This window comes from Burkholderia sp. AU27893 (assembly GCF_002223205.1).
In the GTDB taxonomy this organism is placed as follows: Bacteria; Pseudomonadota; Gammaproteobacteria; order Burkholderiales; family Burkholderiaceae; genus Burkholderia.
In genome coordinates, this window is the sequence record NZ_NKFD01000004.1 from 298,265 (window position 1) to 316,562 (window position 18,298).

Consider the following 18,298-nt stretch of genomic DNA (forward strand, 5'->3'; position numbering starts at 1 on the left):
CGCCGGTTCCGGCCGGCGTCCCAGTCGTTCCAGTCGGTTGAGTCGATACGAAAAAAGGAGACGCGAAGTGATCAGGAGCAAGGTGTTGAATGCGATCGTCGGGCTGACGTTCGCCGTCGGCGTCACGGCCGGCGCGCAGGCGCAGGAAACCTACATCCCGCTGATCTCGAAAGGCTTCCAGCATCAGTTCTGGCAGGCCGTGAAAGCGGGCGCGACGCAGGCCGCGAAGGACTACAAGGTGAAGGTGACGTTCGAAGGGCCGGAGACCGAGGCGATGGTCGACAAGCAGATCGACATGCTGTCGGCCGCGATCGCGAAGAAGCCGGCCGCGCTCGGCTTCGCGGCGCTCGACAGCAAGGCCGCGCTGCCGCTCCTGAAGAAGGCGCAGGCCGAGAAGATCCCGGTGATCGCGTTCGACTCGGGCGTGGACAGCGACATCCCGGTGACGACGGCCGCGACCAACAACAAGGCCGCCGCGTCGCTCGCCGCCGACAAGCTCGCCGCGCTGATCGGCGACGAGGGCGAGGTGGCCGTGGTCGCGCACGACCAGACGAGCCGCACCGGCATCGACCGTCGCGACGGCTTCCTCGAACGGATGAAGTCGGCGCACCCGAAGGTGCAGGTCGTCACCGTGCAGTACGGCGAAGGCGACCAGCTGAAGTCGACCGAGGTGACGAAGTCGATCCTGCAGGCGTATCCGAAGCTCAAGGGGCTGTTCGGCACCAACGAAGGCTCGGCGATCGGCGTGGTCAACGGCGTGCGCGAGATGAAGCGCAAGGTCGTGATCGTCGGGTACGATTCCGGCAAGCAGCAGAAGGACGCGATCCGCAGCGGGCTGATGGCCGGCGCGATCACGCAGAACCCGATCGGGATCGGCTACAAGACGGTCGAGGCGGCTGTGAAGGCGATCAAGGGCGAGAAACTGCCGAAGGTCATCGATACCGGTTTCTATTGGTACGACAAGACCAATATCGACGATCCGAAGATCGCGGCGGTGTTGTACGACTGAACGTTGCGTCGCGCCGCGGTGGCGCGCGTCGCCGCCGCGGCGACCGGACACGAGGGCATCATGGGCGCAGTGCGTATCGATTCGCATCAGCACTTCTGGCGCTATCGCGCCGCCGATTACCCGTGGATCGGCCCCGGCATGGGCGTGCTCGCGCGCGACTACCTGCCCGACGCGCTGTGGCCGCTGATGCATGCGCAGGCGCTCGGCGCGTCGATCGCGGTGCAGGCGCGCGCCGGGCGCGACGAGACGGCGTTCCTGCTCGATCTCGCACGCGACGATGCGCGCATCGCGGCGGTGGTCGGCTGGGAGGATCTCGCCGCGCCGCAGCTCGCGGATCGCATTGCCGAATGGCGCAGCCCGAAGCTGCGCGGCTTCCGTCACCAGGTGCAGGACGAAGCCGACGCCGCCGCGTTCGTCGCGGAGCCGGGTTTCAACCGCGGCATCGCGTGGCTGCAGGCGAACGGCTACGTGTACGACGTGCTCGTGTTCGAGCGCCAGCTGCGCGACGTGTGGGCGTTTTGTGCGCGGCACGACGCGTACTGGCTCGTGCTCGATCACGTCGGCAAGCCCGCACTCGCCGACTTCGAGCGCGACGACACGGCGCTCGCGCGCTGGCGCGCCGCGTTGCGCGAGCTGGGCGCACTGCCGCATGTCGTGTGCAAGCTGTCGGGGCTCGTGACCGAGGCCGACTGGCAGCGCGGGCTGCGCGGGAAGGATGTCCGGCGCATCGAGCAGTGTCTCGATACGGCACTCGACGCGTTCGGCCCGCAGCGGCTGATGTTCGGGTCGGACTGGCCCGTGTGCCTGCTGGCCGCGTCGTATGACGAAGTGGCGTCGATCATCGAGCGCTGGGCCGAATCGCGGTTGTCGGCGGCCGAGCGCACCGCGCTGTGGGGCGGCACCGCCGCGCGTTGCTACGCGGTGCCGACGTGAGCGCACGTGCGTGCGCGTGGGGGTGTCGCATCGTCGGACGAATGACGACGGGCGCCACGGTGTTCAGATGGTTGCGGTCGCATCGATTCTTCACCCGGTGCCCGGGGCCGAACCTTTAGAATATGCGCAAACGGTTGCGTGCGATGCGCGCGCGGCCGTCCGGAACGAAACCGATCACAGTCCCGACGTATGTCCATCCAGCCGATTCAGAACCGCCGCCTCTACCAGCAGATCGCCGACAAGCTCAGTGCGATGATCGAGTCCGGCGACTTTCCGCCGGGCAGCTACCTGCCGCCCGAGCGCGAACTGGCCGAACAGTTCGGTGTGTCGCGCACCTCGGTGCGCGAGGCGCTGATCGCGCTCGAAGTGCGCGGGTGCGTGAGCGTGCGCGTCGGCGACGGCGTGAAGGTGCGCCATCCCGAAACGGCCGCCGCGCCTGAGCCCGCGCCTGTCCCTGCGGAGAAGGCCGCGCCGTTCACGATCGTCGAGATCGATCCCGAACTCGGCATCGCACTCGACCTCGATACCGAAATCCCGCCGTTCGCGTTGCTGCAGGCGCGCCGGCTGATCGAGCCGGAAGCCGCAGCGCTGGCCGCGAAGCACGGCTCGGACGAGCAGATCGAAGGGATCCACGAAGCGTTCCTGCGCAACCAGGCAGACAACCTCAGTGGCTCGCTCACGCATCCGGGCGACCGGCTGTTTCATATCCGCATCGCGGAGGCGAGCGACAACGCCGCGTATGCGCTGATGATCAAGCAACTGCTCGCGCACAAGTACGACCTGATGTTCCAGCGGCTGCAGTCGCTGTACATGCCGAACGACATGCCGCACCGGTCGGAACTCGAACACCGCGCGATCCTCGATGCGATCCGCGCACGCGACCCGGACGCCGCGCGCCGCGCGATGGCCGAGCATCTCGACGAAGTGATCCGCATCTTCGGCCGCGCGCTCGATTGAGCGCGCGTCGACGCGTGACCGGTTGCCCGTTCAGAAGCGATCCGCGCGATACGGCGCCGGATCGGTGAACGGCGCCTCGCCCGTCATCATCTCGGCCAGCAGGCGGCCGGTGACGGGGCCGAGCGTCAGCCCGTGATGGTTGTGCCCGAACGCGAACCACAGCCCGCGATGCGCGGGCGCGGGGCCGATCACCGGGCGCATGTCGGGCGTGCACGGCCGGAAGCCGAGCCAGGGCTGCGGGTCGAGCCGCTCGCCGAAGCCGAACACGGGCCGCGCGACGCGTTCCGCGCGTTCGAGCTGCACGCCGGTGGGCGGCACGCCGCGCCGCGCGATCTCGACGCCGGTCGTCAGCCGCAGCCCGCGCTTCATCGGGGCGATCACGTAACCGTATTCGCGATCGACGATCGGCGCCGACGGCACGCCGCGCGCGGACGGCGCGTAGTGCATGTGATAGCCGCGCTTCTCGCGCAGCGGGATCGTGTAGCCGAACTTGCCGAACACCGTGTCGGACCACGGGCCGAGCGCGACGACCACGGCCGGCGCGGCCGCCATGCCGTCCTGCGTCCTGACCTGCCAGCCTGGCGACAGCGCGTCGAGGCTTGCGGCGTCGCCCGTCAGCAGCGTGCCGCCGCCTTGCACGAAGAGTTGCGCGTACGCTTTGACGAGCGCGGACGGGTCGACGACGCTTTTCGGATCGAGCCAGTGCAGCGCGCCGCAGAAGCCGGGCGCGAGGCTCGGTTCGTGCGCGCTCAGCGCGGCCGCATCAAGCGGCGTGATGCCGAGCCCGTGGCGGCGCGCGGTGAGTGCGGCTTCGGTCACGCTGCGCTCGAATACGGCGGGCGTGCGGAACGCTTCCAGCCAGCCGTTCGCGCGGATGAGCTCGCCGGCGCCGGCCCGCGCGATCAGCGCGTCGTGCTCGACGATGCAGCGCTCGATCAGCGGCAGCATGTCGCGTGACGCCGCCGCGTGACGCAGCGGCGCCGATTCCCACCAGAAACGCGCGAGCCACGGCGCGAATGCGGGCAGCGACGCGCTGTGCCAGTAGAGATCGGTCGAGCGGTTCAGCGCATAGCGCATCAGCGTGAACGGGCTGCGCGGGAACGGATACGGTTCGACCGACGAGCGCTCGATCAGCCCCGCGTTGCCGAAGCTCGTGCCTTCGCCGGGCGCGCCGCGATCGACGAGGGCGACCTTGCGCCCGCGATCCTGCAGGTGGAGTGCCACGGAGACGCCGACGATGCCTGCGCCGAGAACGATGACGTCGAAATCCATCGGTGGTGAATGACGGTGAGCGGCGCGTGCCCGCGATGATGCGGATGCGCCCGGGTTGGAGAGCAGTTCGAACTGCCAGCATACTCGCGGCGGCGCGACGCACCAAGAGGGCCCGCGTGGCCTGCGCAAGGCAGGTGGCCCGATCCCGACGATTCGCGATTGATGCGACGACGCGGGCAGTAGAATGCGCGGATTCCGGCCTTCGAGGGTGACACGCGATGATCGAGTTGAGCGCAGGGGCGCCAAGCGTATGTGCGCCCGCAGTCCGCCGCGTCCGCCGTCAACGCATCTCGAACAGCTTTCCCCATCGCGCCAGCACGCGCGTATCGACCCCCGCCATCCTCAGCGTTTTCCACACCACGGTCGCGACCGTGTCATAAGCGGCGATCCCGGTCGCCTGCTCGAACGGCGCGGCCAGATGGGCGGCATGCAGGTTCGTGCAGAACGTCGCCACCGCATCCGGGCGCGCCCGCGCAGCCTGGCGCATCAGCGCCGCAATCTGCGTATCGGGCACTCCCGCGAAGCTGAAGTTGTCGCGCAACCCGAGATGCTGTTCGCCCACGCATTCGATGCCGAGTTGCGCATACTGGCGCACGATCCGCTGCTGCACGTCGTCGAGATACGGCGTGACGAGGCCGAGCCGCCGCACGCCGGTGCGTTCGAGCAGTTCGTTCAACGCGAGTACGGACGACGTCGCCGGAATGCCGGTGGCCTGCTCGATGACGCGGCACAGCGCCGCGTCGCGTTCGAATCCGAGCCAGCCAGCCGACGTGCCGCTCCAGCCGATCACGTCGACGCGCGCGTCGGTGAGCTGCCGCGCCGCGACGAGCATGCGCGCCGCGTCGAACTGGTCGAGCGCGGCGTCGGTGAGCGCAATCTCGGTCACGGTGAAGCGCGCGAAATGCACGCTGACGTCTGGCAGCCCGGCGACGATCGCGGTCGTCAACGGTTCGAGCGCGGTGTTCGACGACGGCGTCAGGATGCCGATGCGGATGCGCGGATTCATCGCGGGGCGTCCGTTCAATCGAGCAACTGCCGCACGGCGTCGACCGCCTCGCGGCGCAGCGCGGCCAGGTCGAGGCCCGGAATCTCGCCGTTGTCCACCACGACGCGGCCGTTCACGATGTTGTACTTCACCGGCGCGGGCTCGCCGGCCGTCACCGGCGCAATGGCGTAGTCGTGGAAGCCGTTGAAGCGCGGCCCGCTCACGTTGTACAGCACGAGATCGGCGGCCTGGCCCGCCTCCAGCGTGCCGACCGCGTTCAGCCCGAGCACGCGCGCGCCGCCTTGCGTGCCCCAGTGCAACACTTCCTCGGCGGTGGTGGCCGCCGCACCATGCGCCGCACGATGCACGAGCCAGGCGAAATTCGCTTCGTGCGTCATGCTGCCGGATTCGTTCGACGCGACACCATCGACGCCGAGCGACACCGGCACGCCGGCCGCCGCCATGCGCGGCGCGGGCGCGATGCCGCTGCCGAGCCGCGCGTTGCTGACGGGGCAGTGCGAGCAACCGGTGCCCGTTTCGGCGAGCAGCGCGATTTCGTTCTCCTCGAGATGGACGAGGTGCGCGAACCACACGTCGGGGCCGAGCCATTCGTGTTCGGCGACGAATTCGACCGGGAGCTTGCCGTAGCGCTCGCGACAGAAGTCGACGTAACGCGTCGTCTCCGACAGGTGCGAATGCAGCCGCAGGCCCATTCCGCGCGCGGCGCGCGCCACTTCCGGCAGCAGGTCGGGCGGCAGCGAGAAGGTCGGTGTCGTCGGGGCGACGACTACGCGGCGCATCGATGCGGTGCCCGCGTCGTGATAACGCGCCTTCAGCCGTTCGATATCGGCAAGCATCCGGTCGAGCGTCTCGGGCTGCAATGCCGTGCCGGCGAAGCCCGGATGATCGCCGGCCGCCTGTAATGCGCCGCCGCGGCACAGCACGAAGCGCATCCCGAAGGCGGCCGCTTCGTCGAACAGCAGGTCGCCGGTCTCGGTCGTGCCGCCCGCGTGATACAGGTAGTGGTGATCGGCGCAGGTCGTCACGCCGGACAGCAGCAGCTCCGCGAAGCCGAGCCGTGCGGCGATGCGCGCGAGCGCCGGCGTGAAGCGCGCGACACGCGGATACGGCACGGCCGCAAGCCATTCCTGCAGGCCGGCGTTGATCCCGGCCGGCACGGCCTTCAGCAGGTTCTGGAACAGGTGGTGATGCGTGTTGACCCAGCCGGGGTAGACGACGCAGTCGGTCGCGTCGATCACGCGTTCGCCGGGCAGCGGTGCGAGATCGGGCGCAATCGTGTCGATCCGGCCGTCGCGGATGCGCAGGTCGGCCTGGCCGAGCCGCGCGGCGTCGCCGGTGCGGCCGCTCATGACCGCGATCGGGTTGCGGATCAGCAGCGAAGAAGAAGGAACGCTCATGGTTGGGTCTCCTCGGATACGGATAGTCGGGTTGTGGTTCGTCAGGCGCCGCGTGGGCTCGATGCCGCACGCGGCATACGGCCCGTCAGTCGCACTCGCGCGCCATCGGGCTGCCGTGCGCGGCGTCGGTGTGGACGTGCGATTCAACGGGGGCGGCCGCCGGCACACCGTTGAGCAGCGCGTTGAGCAGCACCGACACGAGGCATGCGAGCACGACGCCGCTGTGCAGGAACGGCTGCGTCCAGTCGGGCATGTGCGCGAACACCTTGGGCGCCATCACAGGAATCAGCGCGGTCGCGATCGTGAAGCCGACGATCAGCACGTTGTAGCGGTTGCCTTCGAAGTCGACCTTCGCGAGCGTCTGCACGCCGGCGGCGACCACCACGCCGAACATCGCGATACCGGCACCGCCGAGCGCCGCCGACGGCGTCGACGCGACGATCGCGCCGATCTTCGGCACCAGCGCGACGACGCACATCAGCACGCCGCTGACCGCGACGATCCAGCGGCTGCGCACGCCGGTCAGGATCACGAGCCCGACGTTCTCCATGAACGCGATGAACGGGAACGCGGCGAACGTGCCGGCGATCGCGCTCGCGACGCCGTTCGCCCGCAGCCCGCGCACGACGTCCTCCTCGCTCACCTGTTTCTCGACGATATCGCCGATCGCGACGAACAGCCCCATCGACTCGACCATCTGCACGATCATCACGACGACCATCGTCAGCACCGGCACGATCGCGAACACCGGCGTGCCGAAGTGGAACGGGTAGGGCACGGTGAACCACGGCGCAGCGGCCACGTTCGTGAAATTGCCCATCCCGAGCGCGATCGCGAGCAGGCTGCCGGCGACGAGCCCGATCAGCACCGACAGGTTGCGCAGGAACGCGTTCGCGAAGCGGTTGACCGCGAGGATCACGACCGCGACGACGAGCGCGACCGCGAGAAACGACAGTTCGCCGAACTGCAGCTTCGCCGCGTCGCCGCCGCCGGCCCACTGGTATGCGACCGGAAACAGCTGCAGCCCGATCACGGTGACGATGCAGCCGGTCACGACCGGCGGGAACAGGCGGCGCAGCCGGCCGACCAGCGGCGCGGCGAAGGTCGTGATGATGCCCGCGCCGATCACCGCGCCGCACACGCCGGCGAACCCCACGCCCGGCGTCAGACCGATCGCGATCACGGGGCCGACGCTGCTGAACGCGACGCCCTGCAGGATCGGCAGGCGCACGCCGAGTTTCCAGACGCCGACCGTTTGCAGGATCGTCGAGATGCCGGAACAGAACAGCGCGGTGCTGATCAGCACGGTCGTATCGGCGGGCGACATCTTCAACGCCGATGCGACGATCAGCGGCACCGCGATCGCGCCGATATAGGCGACGAGCATGTGTTGCAGGCCGAGCGTCAGCATCTGGCGGCGCGGCATGACCCGATCGACGGGATGTGAAGCAGCGTTCATGGGCGAGTCTCCTGAGGTTCGTTTGCGGGCGGGCGCGCGATGCGCCCGCCTGGCGTGCCCGTCAGGCCGCGACCGCCGCGGCGAGACAGGCATGGAAACGGTCGGTCAGCGCGGCGCGATCGAGATCGCGGCCGATGAAAACGATGCGTGACGAGCGCGGCTCGCACCCCCACGCCTGCGCGGCGCGCAGTTCGATCACGCCGTGCACGCCCTGCAGCACGTAGCGTTGCGCGCGGCCCTGCACGGCGAGGATGCCTTTCATCCGGAACAGGTTCGCGGTATCGGCGCGACGCAGCTCGCCGAGCCACGCTTCGAGCGCGTCGAGATCGACGTCCGCATCGACCTCGATGCCGACCGACGACACGCTGGCGTCGTGTTCGTGGTGGTCGTGATCGTCGTCGTGTGCGTGCGCCTGGTGCGCTGCGTGTGCGTGGTCGTCATGCTCATGCTCGTGCGTGTGTTCGTCCGCATGCGGTGCATCGGCCTGCAGCCCGTCGCTCTCGACGAGGATCTGTGCGAATTCGTTCGCGCCGATGCCGAGGATGCGGTCGAGATCGACCTGCGCGTAGCTCGACGTGACGATCTCCGCCGTCGTGTTCAGCTCGCGCAGCCGCGCGGTCAGCGCATCGACGTCGGGTGCGTCGACGAGGTCGACCTTGTTGATCACGATGCGGTCCGCGCAGACGATCTGGTCGACCGCCTGGTTGTCGCGGCCGTCGAGCACCAGATCGTCGAGGTGCGCGCGGATATGCTTCGCGTCGACCATCGTGACGACCGCGTCGAGCGCGACTTCCTTCGCGATCGGATCGTCGAGGAAGAAGGTCTGCGCGACCGGATACGGATCGGCGAGGCCGCTCGTCTCGACGATGATGTGATCGAGCCGGTCGGGGCGCGCGACGAGCATCCGCACGATCCGCACGAGATCCTCGCGCACCGCGCCGACGCAGCACACGCAGCCGTTCGTCATCTCGTAGATTTCCTCGGTCGATTCGAGCACGAGGCCGCCGTCGATGCCGATCTCGCCGAACTCGTTCTCGATCACCGCGATCTTGCGGCCGTGCTTCTCGCGCAGGATGTAGTTCAGCAGCGTGGTCTTGCCCGCGCCGAGAAAGCCCGTGAGCACGGTGACCGGAATCTTCTCGACGTCGCTGTGGGTGGTGTGGATGTGGGTCATGATGCATCTCCGTTGAGTCGGTTGGGCTGCGGGTTCGGCTGTGATGCGTTGTCTTTCCAGCGATGGACGGTGCGGGAATCGAGGTCGAACAGGTCGAGCACGCGGCCGAGCGTGTGGTCGATCATCTGGTCGAGCGAAGCGGGGCGCGCATAGAACGCCGGCACCGGCGGCGCGACGATCGCGCCCATCTCCGTGACGGTGGCCATGTTGCGCAGGTGCGTGAGCGTGTACGGCGTTTCGCGTGCGAGCAGTACGAGCCGGCGGCGCTCCTTCAGCACGACGTCGGCCGCGCGCGAGATCAGGCCGGAGGAAAGGCCGCTCGCAATCTCGGCGAGCGTCTTCATCGAGCACGGCGCGACGATCATTCCGAGCGTGCGGAACGATCCGCTCGAGATCGGCGCCGCGATGTCGTCGCTGCGGTACAGCACGCTCGCGAGCGCGGTGATGTCGGACAGCCGGAAGTCGGTCTCGTGCGCCATCGTCAGCGCGGCGGCGCGCGACACGACCACGTGCGTCTCGATGTCGAGCTCGCGCAGCAGCGCGAGCAGCCGCATCCCGTACACGAAGCCGGATGCGCCGCTGATGCCGACGACGAGCCGCCGCGCGCTCATTGCGACGCTCCGCCGAGTTGCGTGATCACGTGCGCGGCGCGCTGCATCGCGGCGTCGCCGACGCGTGCGCGCACGCCGTCGAAGCGCGAGCCGCGCGTCGCGTCGATCCCCATCCGCGACGTCGTGCCGTCGGCCGACGACGACGGATCGAGCGGGCTGCCGGGCAGCCCGTCGACGACGAACAGGTCGCGGTGCGGCTGGAAGTGCGTCGCGATCGCCCACAGCACCTGCGCGTCGTCGGTGATGTCGACGTCGCTGTCGACCGCGACGACGTTCTTCAGGTACGGGTCCCAGCCGAGCAGTGCGAGCATGATCTGGCGCGCTTCGCCGTCGCGCGACTGCTTCAGCGCGACATAGCAGTGAAAGTGCGTACCGGAATTCGGATAGTGGATCGCGGTGACGGCAGGAAAGCGCGCCTTCAGCTTCTCGCTCATCTCGGCTTCACGCGGCAGCCGCGCGAGCGTCAGATGTTCCGCGTACGGGCCGCCGACCACGTCGACGAGCCATGCATCCTTGCGCCGCATCATCGCGTCGATGCGCAGCACGTTGTTGGTCGAGCGGTCCGACGAGTAGCCGGTAAATTCGCCGAACGGGCCTTCTTCCGCGTGTGCGTCGGGATCGATCGTGCCTTCGAGCACGAACTCGGCGGCGGCCGGCACGCCGATGCCGTGGCGCGGCGTGCGCACGAGCTGCAGCGGCGTGCCGAGCAGCCCACCGGCAATCGCGCGCTCATCCGCGCCGAACGGCACGCGCGCGGCGGCCGCGAGCATGAACAGCGGATGCGCGCCGATCACCATCGCCACCTTGAGCGTGTCGCCGCGCGCCTTCGCGGTCTGCAGCATCCGCCACAGATGGCCGCGCGAATGCAGGCTCGTCGCCAGCGCGTTGCGCGCATGCGGCATCGAGCGGTGGTAGCTGAGGTTCGCGACGCCCGTCACCGGATCTTCGGCAACGATCACCGCGTTGGTCACGTAGGGCCCGCGATCGGTTTCGAAGTGGCGGATCATCGGCAGCTGCGCGAGATCGACCGCGTCGCCTTCGGTCACCTGATCGAGCACGGGGCCGTGCGGCACGACGACCGGCGCGACGGGCGCGTTCGCGCGCTGCTGCCACGCGTCGAACAGGCCGTTCGCATCGACGCCGAACAGCCGGCCGATGCGCGTGCGGGACGCGAATACGTTGGTGACGAGCGGTGTCGACAGGCCGTCGACGCGCTCGCAGACGAGCATCTCGTGCCGCCCGCGCGCGGCGAGCGACGCGACGACGGCCGTGACGTCCTGGTCGGCGGACAGCGGCTGCGCGAGCGTCAGCACGTCGTCCGGAAAGCGTTCGCGATAGGCGTTCGCGAAGTGATGAAAATCCTGCTGCTCGGCGAAAAGGCTGGACGCCATGATGCACTCCGTCGGATGCGGAAGGGGAAAGGCCGGATCGCGCGCGTGTTCGATGCGGCACGCGATCCGGCTGCCGGCGCGTTACAGGTAGGTCGACGTGAGGCGCTTCTGCGCTTCGTCGAGATCCTTCGGCGGCTTGGTCGGCTCGATGCCGACGAGGCGGGCGATGTTGTTGCCCATGTAGTCCTCGAGGCCGTCCTCGTCGAGATCCATCCCCTGCGGCGCGGGTCCGCACAGCATTTCCAGCTCGCGCAGCCACATGCCGGGCTCGTTCGGCGGCGAATCGGTGCCGAACACGATCTTGTTGCGCGGCAGCTCGCGCGCGAACTCGACGATCCGCGACTGGTAGCACCAGCCCGATTCGCAGTACACGTTCGGCGTATCCATCGCCATCCAGAACGCTTCGAACGAGTAGTTGCCACCCGTCTGGATGCCGAAGTGACCGATGATGAAGTTCACCATCGGAAACTCGCGGATGATCGGATAGAACTGCGTCGGGATCGTGTACGGGCCGTCGCCGGTGTGGATCAGCACGACGATGTTGTACTTCGCGCAGACCTTCATCGCGGGGCGCAGCCAGTCGAGCGCGCGATCGGGCCGGTAGCCGTGCATGTTCGCGTGCAGCTTCACCATCTTGAAGCCGTACTCCCTGATGTGGAATTCGAGCTCCGCCGCGCCGTTCTCCGGGCCCCAGCGCGGGTTGTACGTGAAGTTGCCGATGAAGCGGTCGGGGTATTTCTGCGTGAGTTCGGCGATATACGCCATGTAGTCGCGGATGCCTTCACGGCCGCGGCGGTTGCCGTCGCGATAGCCGGTGTTGCCCGGCGGCGGCTGGATGAAGCCCATGTCGATGCGGCGCGGCTTGCCGTTGATGATGTACGGGCCGTCCATCATCTTCAGCAGGCGTTCGCCGGTGAACGGTTCGCCGGTGTGGCGCCACGCCTCGTCGACGAGGTTGGTCGGGTGCAGGTGCGTATCGATGATCATGCAATGCTCCGGAATCGGGAGAGAGGGGTGCGGGCGTCAGGCGGCGAGCAGCGCTCTCGCTTCGTCGACGGTGCGCGGCGCGGGCGTCGGTTCGAGGCCGATCATTCGCGCGGTGTTGTTGCCGAGGTAATCCTCGAGCGTGTCCTCGTCGAGATTCATCCCTTGCGGCGGATCGAAGCACAGCACTTCGAGCAACCGCAGCCACATGCCCGGTTCGTTCGGCGGCGTGTCGGAGCCGAACAGGATCTTGTGCTTCGGCAGCACCTTCGCGAATTCGACGATCCGCGACTGCAGGCACCAGCCCGATTCGCAATACACGTTCGGCAGGTCCATCGCGAGCTGGAACGGCTCGAAGCAGTAGACGCCGCCCGTCTGCACCCCGAAGTGCGCCATGATGAAATTGACCGTCGGGAATTCCTTGATCATCGGCACCCACTCGGTCGGGATGCTGTACGGGCCGTCGCCGGTGTGCAGCTTCACGAGCACGCCGAGTTCCGCGCATTTCTTCAGCGCGGGACGCAGCCAGTCGAGTGCGCGGTCGGGCCGGTACGCATGCATGTTGGCCTGGAACTGCACCATCTTGAAGCCGAGCTTGCGCACGTAATGATCGATCGCGTTCACGCCGTTCTCCACGCCGCAGCGCGGGTTGTAGACGAAGCAGCCGATGAAGCGGTCGGGGTGCTTGCGCACCATCTCGACCGTATACGCCATGTACGCGTCGATCGATTCGGTGCCCGACTTCTCGCCGTCGGTATAGGTATAGATGGTGTTGCCTTGCGGCGGCTGGATGAACGCCTTGTCGACGCGGCGCGGCTTGCCGTTGATGAGGAACGGGCCGTTCATCGTCTCGATCAGGCGCTCGCCGGTGAACGGCGGGCCGTCGTGACGCCATGCGAGGTCGACGAGATTCGTCGGGTAACAGCTGGTGTCGATGATCATCTACTCGATCTCCTTGAGAGGAACCGGAAAGGCCGGTTGCCGTATCGCGGGCAGGCACGTCGATGAAGCGACCTGTCGGTCGGATTCATGCGGCCCTTTGCAAGGCGCATTATTTTTTTGCGCCTTCCCCTCGCCGGCATCGAGTGACACACTGCGACGTGCACTGCTGCTTGGGACCGAGTGTCACCAGCCGAATGTGCTCTGTACAATATTTTTTACTGACGCTCTTGATACGTTTGCGATATGGACATGCGTGTGTTGCGTTACTTCGCGGTGCTGGCCGACGAACTGCATTTCGGGCGCGCGGCCGCGCGGCTCCATATCTCGCAGCCGCCGTTGAGCCAGCAGATCCGGCTGCTCGAGGAGCAGCTCGGCACCGCGCTGTTCGTGCGCTCGCAGCATCGCGTCGAATTGACCGAGGCAGGGAAAACACTGAAGGAGCAGGTGCCGCTGATCGTCGCGCAGTTCGATCGCGCGATCGATCTCACGCGTTGCGCGGGGCGCGGTGAAGTGGGGCGGCTCGCGGTCGGCATCATCAGCTCGGCGATGGTCGTGCCGATTCCGCGTGCGTTGCGCGTCTTCGCCGAGCGGCATCCGCACGTGCACTGGTCGCTGCACGAGATGACACCGGCCGCGCAGATCGATGCGCTGAAGGAAAAGCGGCTCGACGTGTGCTTCTTCCGGCTGTTCCAGGACGACCCGTCGATCCGCAGCGAGATCGTGGTGCGCGAAACGGCCGTGGTCGTGCTGCCGTCCGGCCATCCGCTCGCGTCGCGCGACGCGATCGCGCTTGGCGAGCTGGCTGGCGAGCAGTTCGTGTCATTCGGCTTGCGGCATTCCCAACTGGCGCGCTTCCTGCAACAGAGCTGTGTCGATGCGCGCTTCACGCCGCGGATCGCGCACGAGGTCGTCGAGGTGCACACGCTGCTGTCGCTGGTGCGTGAAGGGCTGGGCGTCGCGCTGCTGCCCGCGTCGTCGCGGCAGATCTCGACGGGCGGCGTCGCGTTCGTGCCGCTGCTGCCGCCGGCGCTCGAGGTGTCGCTGCAGGCGCGCTACCGCGTGGACGATACGTCCGCGGTGCTCGGCGCGTTCCTCGACACCGTGCGCGAGGTCGCGGCGGAGTTCAGCGCGTAGCGGCGCGTATCAGCGCTCGAGCGATTGCGCGACGAGCGCGCCGATCGCGTCGATCAGCGGCTTCACGCGCGCATGCCGTTCGCGCGGCCAGATCGCATGCAGGTTGTAGTGCGTCGGAATCGCGATCGTGCAGAGTTCGACGAGCCGGCCGTCGTGGCGCGCATCGGCGGCGAGCAGCCCGCGCACCAGCCCGGCGCCGAGCCCGGACGCGAGCGTCGCGACGAGCCCCGCCGCGTTGTCGAACACGGCGATCGTGTGCGGTTCGACCGGTTCGAGGCCCGCCGCTTCGAGCCACGGAATCCACGACCGCTTCGTATAGCCGAGCAGCGGCAGTTCGAGCACCTGTTCGGGTGTGAGCGGCGCGGTCAACCCATAACGTTCGAGCAGCGCGGGCGCGGCCATCGCGGTCAGCCGGTCGGGGCAGACCAGCGCGCTGTCCACGCCTTCCCATTCCCCGTAGCCATAGCGCAGCGCGACATCGACGCGGTCGAATGCATCGCGATCATGGCGCGGCGCCGACAGCACCGTCAGCGTCGTGCCGTCGAGCGTGCGCATCAATGCCGGCAGCCGCGCGGGCAGCCAGCCCTGCATCAACTCGGGATCGACGTCGAGCCGGAGTGACGGCCCGGTCGTGCGCCCCTTCACCGACGACAGCGCGCGATCAATCTGCTCGAGCCCGTCCGACAACTGGTTCGCAAACAGCGTGCCGGCATCGGTCAGCATCACGCGGCCGCCGGCGCGGGCGAACAGCGGCTGGCCGATGAATTCCTCGAGCGAGCGGATCTGCTGGCTGATCGCGCTGTGCGTGAGCGCCAGCTGGCGGGCCGCGCTGGAAAAGCTGCCGACCCGCGCGGCATGCAGAAACGCCTGCATCGACTGGATCGAAGGGTATCGCTTGAGCATCTGTTAGTCCGACTGACAGGGATTCGACGAAATGATCGCTGGCGTAGCCGTGCATCGCGTTTCGATAATGCTCCGGAACCGCGCGATGGCGCGGGCCGACCTATGAATGCGAATCAGGAGACCGCGCATGATCGACATCGTCGTGAACGATACACGCCATTCGCTCGAGAATGTACCGGAGGATATGCCGCTGCTGTGGGTGCTGCGCGACCGGCTCAAACTTACCGGCACGAAGTTCGGCTGCGGCAAGGGCCTGTGCGGTGCATGCACCGTGCATCTCGAAGGCCAGGCCGTACGCGCGTGCCTGACTCCGGCCGTCGCCGCGCACGGGCGGCGCGTGACGACGATCGAGGGGTTGTCGCCGGACGGGCGGCATCCGCTGCAACTCGCGTGGGTCGCCGAGGACGTGCCGCAATGCGGCTATTGCCAGCCGGGGCAACTGATGCAGGCGGCCGCGCTGCTGAAGGGCGGGCAGCCGGTGGACGACGACACGATCGTGCAGGCGATGTCGGGCAACCTCTGCCGCTGCGGCACGTATGCGCGCATTCACCGCGCGATCAAGCGTGCGGCGTCCGGCGATCCGGCGCTGACGGCCGCGGCCGAACCCGCGAAGGAGGCGTGACATGCGCGACGATCACGCAGCGGATGCACCGCATGGCGACGGCACGCCGCGCCGGCGTTTTCTCAAGCAGGGTTCGGCGCTGCTGGCCGCCGGCATCGCGATCGGCTTCCGGATGCCCGACGCGGCGGCCGCAGGCAAGCACGCGAGCGGCGATCCGCATCCGTCCGCCGGCGAATTCGAACCGAACGCGTGGGTGCGCGTGCTGCCCGACGACACGATCAAGCTCGTCGTGCACAAGCATGATTCGGGCACCGGCACGCGCACCGCGCTCGCGGCGGTGGTGGCCGAGGAGCTCGACGTCGATCCGTTCCGGGTCGACGTGATCACGCCGGAAGATCCGTTCTTCGCCGACTACCTGCATCCGCTGTGGAAAGTGTTCTCGACCGGCGGCAGCACGAGTGTCGCGATGGAGTACGACCGGCTGCGTCGAGCGGGTGCGACCGCGCGTGCGATGCTCGTCGAAGCGGCGGCGCACCAATGGGGCGTGCCCGCTTCTGCGTGTACGACGGCAGATGGCGCCGTGCTGCATGCGTCGAGCGGCCGCCGCGCGACGTACGGTTCGCTCGCGCAGGCGGCCGCGCAATTGCCGGCGCCGAAGCAGGTCGCGCTGAAAGAGCCCGCGCAGTTCCGCTATATCGGCAAGCTGCGCAGGAAGCGCGGCGCCGCGCAGAAGGCCGACGGCTCGTTTCCGTACAGCATCGACGTGTCGCTGCCGGGGATGCTGGTCGCGGTCGTCACGCGCGCGCCGGTGATCGACGGCCGCGTGCGCAGCGTCGATGCGAAGGCGGCGCTCGCGATTCCCGGCGTGCGCGACGTGCTGCAGATTCCGCCGCGCCCCGATGTGCTCGGCGGCAACCAGGCTGGCGTCGCGGTGCTCGCGGACGACTACTGGTCCGCGCATCAAGGGCAGGCCGCGCTGACGATCGAATGGGAGGACAGCCTGTTCGAAACCTTCGACAGCAGCACGCTCGCCGCGCGGCAGGCCGCGTGGCTCGACGATCCGGCTGCGCGCGTCGTGCCGACGATCGCCGACGGCGATCCGACGAAGGCCCAGGCGGCCGGCGCACGCACGATCGAGGCGTCGTATGCGATGCCGCACAAGGCCGCGAATCCGCTGGAGCCGATCAACCTCACCGTGTGGGCACGCAATGGCGGCATCGAATACTGGGGCGGGCTGCAGGTGCCGTCGACCGCAATGGAAGCGGCGGAGGTGATCGGCGGCATTCCTGCGCATCGGGTGACGCTGCACGAGCTGGTGTCGGGCGGCAGCTTCGGCGCACGCGAGTCGAAGTACTGGCTGTTCGAGGCGACGTGGCTCGCGGTGAAGACGGGCAAGCCCGTGAAGCTGATGAACAGCCGCGAGGACGAGATGCGCGCGCTGTTCTATCACGCGGCAAGCTACCACCGGGCGCGCGCGGTGCTCGATGCGCAGGGCAATCTCGCGTCGCTTTGGCTGCGCGCCGTGATGCCCGCATCGCCGCAGCAGTGGGAGCCCGGCTATCTCGAGCGCACCGACCGGATGGATTTCAGCACGACCGAGGCAATCACGAAATGGGAGTTCGCGTATGCGGCGCCGCATCGCGACATCGGCTGGATCCGGATGGAGACGGGCGTGCCGACCGGCTGGTTTCGCGCGGTGAGCTACATCCCGAACGTGTTCGCGGTCGAATCGGTGATGGACGAGGCCGCGCACGCGGCGCAGCGCGACCCGGTCGAGTTCCGGCTCGCGCACATGCGCGACCGGCCGCGCCATGCGGCCGTGCTGCGTGAAGCGGCACAACGTGCGGGGTGGGGCCGGCCGCTGCCGGACGGTGTCGCACTCGGTATCGCGACGAACCAGGCGTACGACAGCTATGTCGCGGTGGTCGCGCGGGTCGTGCGCAAGGACGGCGCGGTGCGCGTGGAGAAGTTGACGTGCGTTGCCGATTGCGGGATCGCGGTGTCGCCGGCCGGCGTCGACGAGCAACTGTACGGCGGCCTGATGTGGGGGCTCGGCCATGCGACGTCCGATCGCATCGATTTCCGGCACGGCCGCGTGCAGCAGTCGAACTTCGATACGTATCGCGTGATGCGGATGAGCGACATGCCCGATACCGACATTCACATCGTGCAGGGCGATCCGGCGAAGCCGGGCGGGGTCGGCGAGCTGTCGAGTCCGGCGGTGACGCCGGCGATCGCGAACGCGGTGTTCCGGCTGACGGGGAAGCGGTTGCGGGAGACGCCTTTCGATTTGTCGGCGGTGGCGTAGCGTGACCGAACGTATGAAGTTTGCCCTGCATCGACCGCCAATCCGCTGATCAATTCGCCGACGTCGCAACCCGATCGACGTCGGCGCATGCGTTCGCCCGCATCGTCGCGCGCAAGCGCCGATTCCGCATACGTTCCCCCGCTTCTCGCGGGTGTTTCCCACTGGTTGGTGGTGCGAATTTTTACCTAAGATGAAGCCATCATGCGCGTAATTCGGTGCCTGCACGCGCATGGAAGGAGGCGGGAGGCAGCGCCGG

At 68.1% G+C, this 18,298-nt stretch carries 16 protein-coding genes; 6 read left to right on the plus strand and 10 right to left on the minus strand.

Annotated elements, in window-relative coordinates; genetic code table 11:
* Positions 1-67: 67 nt before the first annotated feature.
* The 3 genes from CFB47_RS21230 (at position 68) to CFB47_RS21240 (ending at position 2,899) form a co-directional block, all read left to right on the plus strand.
* Entirely contained in the window at positions 68-1,009 is a 942-nt protein-coding gene (locus CFB47_RS21230; RefSeq protein ID WP_089441826.1) for an ABC transporter substrate-binding protein, read from the plus strand.
* A gap of 60 nt (positions 1,010-1,069) precedes the next feature.
* Positions 1,070-1,942 (plus strand): amidohydrolase, encoded by an 873-nt coding sequence (locus tag CFB47_RS21235; protein ID WP_089463502.1) that lies wholly within the window; start codon positions 1,070-1,072, stop codon positions 1,940-1,942.
* 189 nt (positions 1,943-2,131) lie between these two features.
* Positions 2,132-2,899: a FadR/GntR family transcriptional regulator gene (locus tag CFB47_RS21240; RefSeq protein WP_089462171.1), complete on the plus strand. Its 768-nt coding sequence runs from the start codon at positions 2,132-2,134 to the stop codon at positions 2,897-2,899.
* Between the two features lie 30 nt (positions 2,900-2,929).
* Here the strand turns inward: CFB47_RS21240 and CFB47_RS21245 are convergent, their stop codons facing one another.
* The 9 genes from CFB47_RS21245 to CFB47_RS21285 form a co-directional block, all read right to left on the minus strand.
* Positions 2,930-4,171 carry an FAD-binding oxidoreductase gene (locus CFB47_RS21245; protein WP_089462172.1) on the minus strand — a complete coding sequence of 414 codons (1,242 nt, stop codon included), beginning with the start codon at positions 4,169-4,171 and terminating at the stop codon, positions 2,930-2,932.
* 280 nt (positions 4,172-4,451) lie between these two features.
* Complete coding sequence (locus tag CFB47_RS21250; protein ID WP_089462173.1) at positions 4,452-5,177, minus strand: aspartate/glutamate racemase family protein; 726 nt, start codon at positions 5,175-5,177, stop codon at positions 4,452-4,454.
* A gap of 14 nt (positions 5,178-5,191) precedes the next feature.
* A complete protein-coding gene (locus CFB47_RS21255) occupies positions 5,192-6,574 on the minus strand; it encodes an amidohydrolase family protein (RefSeq protein WP_089462174.1) in 1,383 nt (460 codons plus the stop codon).
* An 85-nt stretch (positions 6,575-6,659) separates the two neighbouring features.
* Positions 6,660-8,033, minus strand: a complete 1,374-nt coding sequence (locus tag CFB47_RS21260) for a nucleobase:cation symporter-2 family protein (RefSeq protein ID WP_089462175.1) — start codon at positions 8,031-8,033, stop codon at positions 6,660-6,662.
* Positions 8,034-8,094: 61 nt separating this feature from the next.
* Entirely contained in the window at positions 8,095-9,207 is a 1,113-nt protein-coding gene (locus tag CFB47_RS21265) for a GTP-binding protein (RefSeq protein WP_089462176.1), read from the minus strand.
* Positions 9,204-9,818: a UbiX family flavin prenyltransferase gene (locus tag CFB47_RS21270; RefSeq protein ID WP_089441833.1), complete on the minus strand. Its 615-nt coding sequence runs from the start codon at positions 9,816-9,818 to the stop codon at positions 9,204-9,206. The genes CFB47_RS21265 and CFB47_RS21270 overlap by 4 nt, the downstream gene beginning before the upstream one ends.
* Complete coding sequence (locus CFB47_RS21275; RefSeq protein ID WP_089462177.1) at positions 9,815-11,209, minus strand: UbiD family decarboxylase; 1,395 nt, start codon at positions 11,207-11,209, stop codon at positions 9,815-9,817. The genes CFB47_RS21270 and CFB47_RS21275 overlap by 4 nt, the downstream gene beginning before the upstream one ends.
* A gap of 81 nt (positions 11,210-11,290) precedes the next feature.
* Positions 11,291-12,196: an amidohydrolase family protein gene (locus tag CFB47_RS21280; protein ID WP_089462178.1), complete on the minus strand. Its 906-nt coding sequence runs from the start codon at positions 12,194-12,196 to the stop codon at positions 11,291-11,293.
* Positions 12,197-12,232: 36 nt separating this feature from the next.
* Positions 12,233-13,135: an amidohydrolase family protein gene (locus CFB47_RS21285; protein ID WP_089458716.1), complete on the minus strand. Its 903-nt coding sequence runs from the start codon at positions 13,133-13,135 to the stop codon at positions 12,233-12,235.
* 243 nt (positions 13,136-13,378) lie between these two features.
* On the opposite strand from CFB47_RS21285, the gene CFB47_RS21290 reads away from it, so the two are divergent.
* Complete coding sequence (locus tag CFB47_RS21290) at positions 13,379-14,269, plus strand: LysR substrate-binding domain-containing protein (protein WP_089462179.1); 891 nt, start codon at positions 13,379-13,381, stop codon at positions 14,267-14,269.
* Positions 14,270-14,278: 9 nt separating this feature from the next.
* Here the strand turns inward: CFB47_RS21290 and CFB47_RS21295 are convergent, their stop codons facing one another.
* Positions 14,279-15,172 carry a LysR substrate-binding domain-containing protein gene (locus CFB47_RS21295; protein ID WP_089462180.1) on the minus strand — a complete coding sequence of 298 codons (894 nt, stop codon included), beginning with the start codon at positions 15,170-15,172 and terminating at the stop codon, positions 14,279-14,281.
* A gap of 127 nt (positions 15,173-15,299) precedes the next feature.
* On the opposite strand from CFB47_RS21295, the gene CFB47_RS21300 reads away from it, so the two are divergent.
* Together CFB47_RS21300 and CFB47_RS21305 are read left to right on the plus strand one after the other, a co-directional pair.
* On the plus strand, positions 15,300-15,794 hold the full coding sequence (locus CFB47_RS21300; protein WP_089462181.1) for a (2Fe-2S)-binding protein: 495 nt from the start codon (positions 15,300-15,302) through the stop codon (positions 15,792-15,794).
* 1 nt (position 15,795) lies between these two features.
* Positions 15,796-18,042, plus strand: a complete 2,247-nt coding sequence (locus CFB47_RS21305; protein ID WP_089462182.1) for a xanthine dehydrogenase family protein molybdopterin-binding subunit — start codon at positions 15,796-15,798, stop codon at positions 18,040-18,042.
* Positions 18,043-18,298: the final 256 nt, after the last annotated feature.

What these genes read in the sequence shown, in the direction of transcription:
- CFB47_RS21235 (WP_089463502.1), top strand. Translation starts at nt 1,070, where the DNA reads ATGGGCGCAGTGCGTATCGATTCGCATCAGCACTTCTGGCGCTATCGC.
- CFB47_RS21240 (WP_089462171.1), top strand. Translation starts at nt 2,132, where the DNA reads ATGTCCATCCAGCCGATTCAGAACCGCCGCCTCTACCAGCAGATCGCC.
- CFB47_RS21245 (WP_089462172.1), bottom strand. Translation starts at nt 4,171, where the DNA reads ATGGATTTCGACGTCATCGTTCTCGGCGCAGGCATCGTCGGCGTCTCC.
- CFB47_RS21250 (WP_089462173.1), bottom strand. Translation starts at nt 5,177, where the DNA reads ATGAATCCGCGCATCCGCATCGGCATCCTGACGCCGTCGTCGAACACC.
- CFB47_RS21255 (WP_089462174.1), bottom strand. Translation starts at nt 6,574, where the DNA reads ATGAGCGTTCCTTCTTCTTCGCTGCTGATCCGCAACCCGATCGCGGTC.
- CFB47_RS21260 (WP_089462175.1), bottom strand. Translation starts at nt 8,033, where the DNA reads ATGAACGCTGCTTCACATCCCGTCGATCGGGTCATGCCGCGCCGCCAG.
- CFB47_RS21265 (WP_089462176.1), bottom strand. Translation starts at nt 9,207, where the DNA reads ATGACCCACATCCACACCACCCACAGCGACGTCGAGAAGATTCCGGTC.
- CFB47_RS21270 (WP_089441833.1), bottom strand. Translation starts at nt 9,818, where the DNA reads ATGAGCGCGCGGCGGCTCGTCGTCGGCATCAGCGGCGCATCCGGCTTC.
- CFB47_RS21275 (WP_089462177.1), bottom strand. Translation starts at nt 11,209, where the DNA reads ATGGCGTCCAGCCTTTTCGCCGAGCAGCAGGATTTTCATCACTTCGCG.
- CFB47_RS21280 (WP_089462178.1), bottom strand. Translation starts at nt 12,196, where the DNA reads ATGATCATCGATACGCACCTGCACCCGACCAACCTCGTCGACGAGGCG.
- CFB47_RS21285 (WP_089458716.1), bottom strand. Translation starts at nt 13,135, where the DNA reads ATGATCATCGACACCAGCTGTTACCCGACGAATCTCGTCGACCTCGCA.
- CFB47_RS21290 (WP_089462179.1), top strand. Translation starts at nt 13,379, where the DNA reads ATGGACATGCGTGTGTTGCGTTACTTCGCGGTGCTGGCCGACGAACTG.
- CFB47_RS21295 (WP_089462180.1), bottom strand. Translation starts at nt 15,172, where the DNA reads ATGCTCAAGCGATACCCTTCGATCCAGTCGATGCAGGCGTTTCTGCAT.
- CFB47_RS21300 (WP_089462181.1), top strand. Translation starts at nt 15,300, where the DNA reads ATGATCGACATCGTCGTGAACGATACACGCCATTCGCTCGAGAATGTA.
- CFB47_RS21305 (WP_089462182.1), top strand. Translation starts at nt 15,796, where the DNA reads ATGCGCGACGATCACGCAGCGGATGCACCGCATGGCGACGGCACGCCG.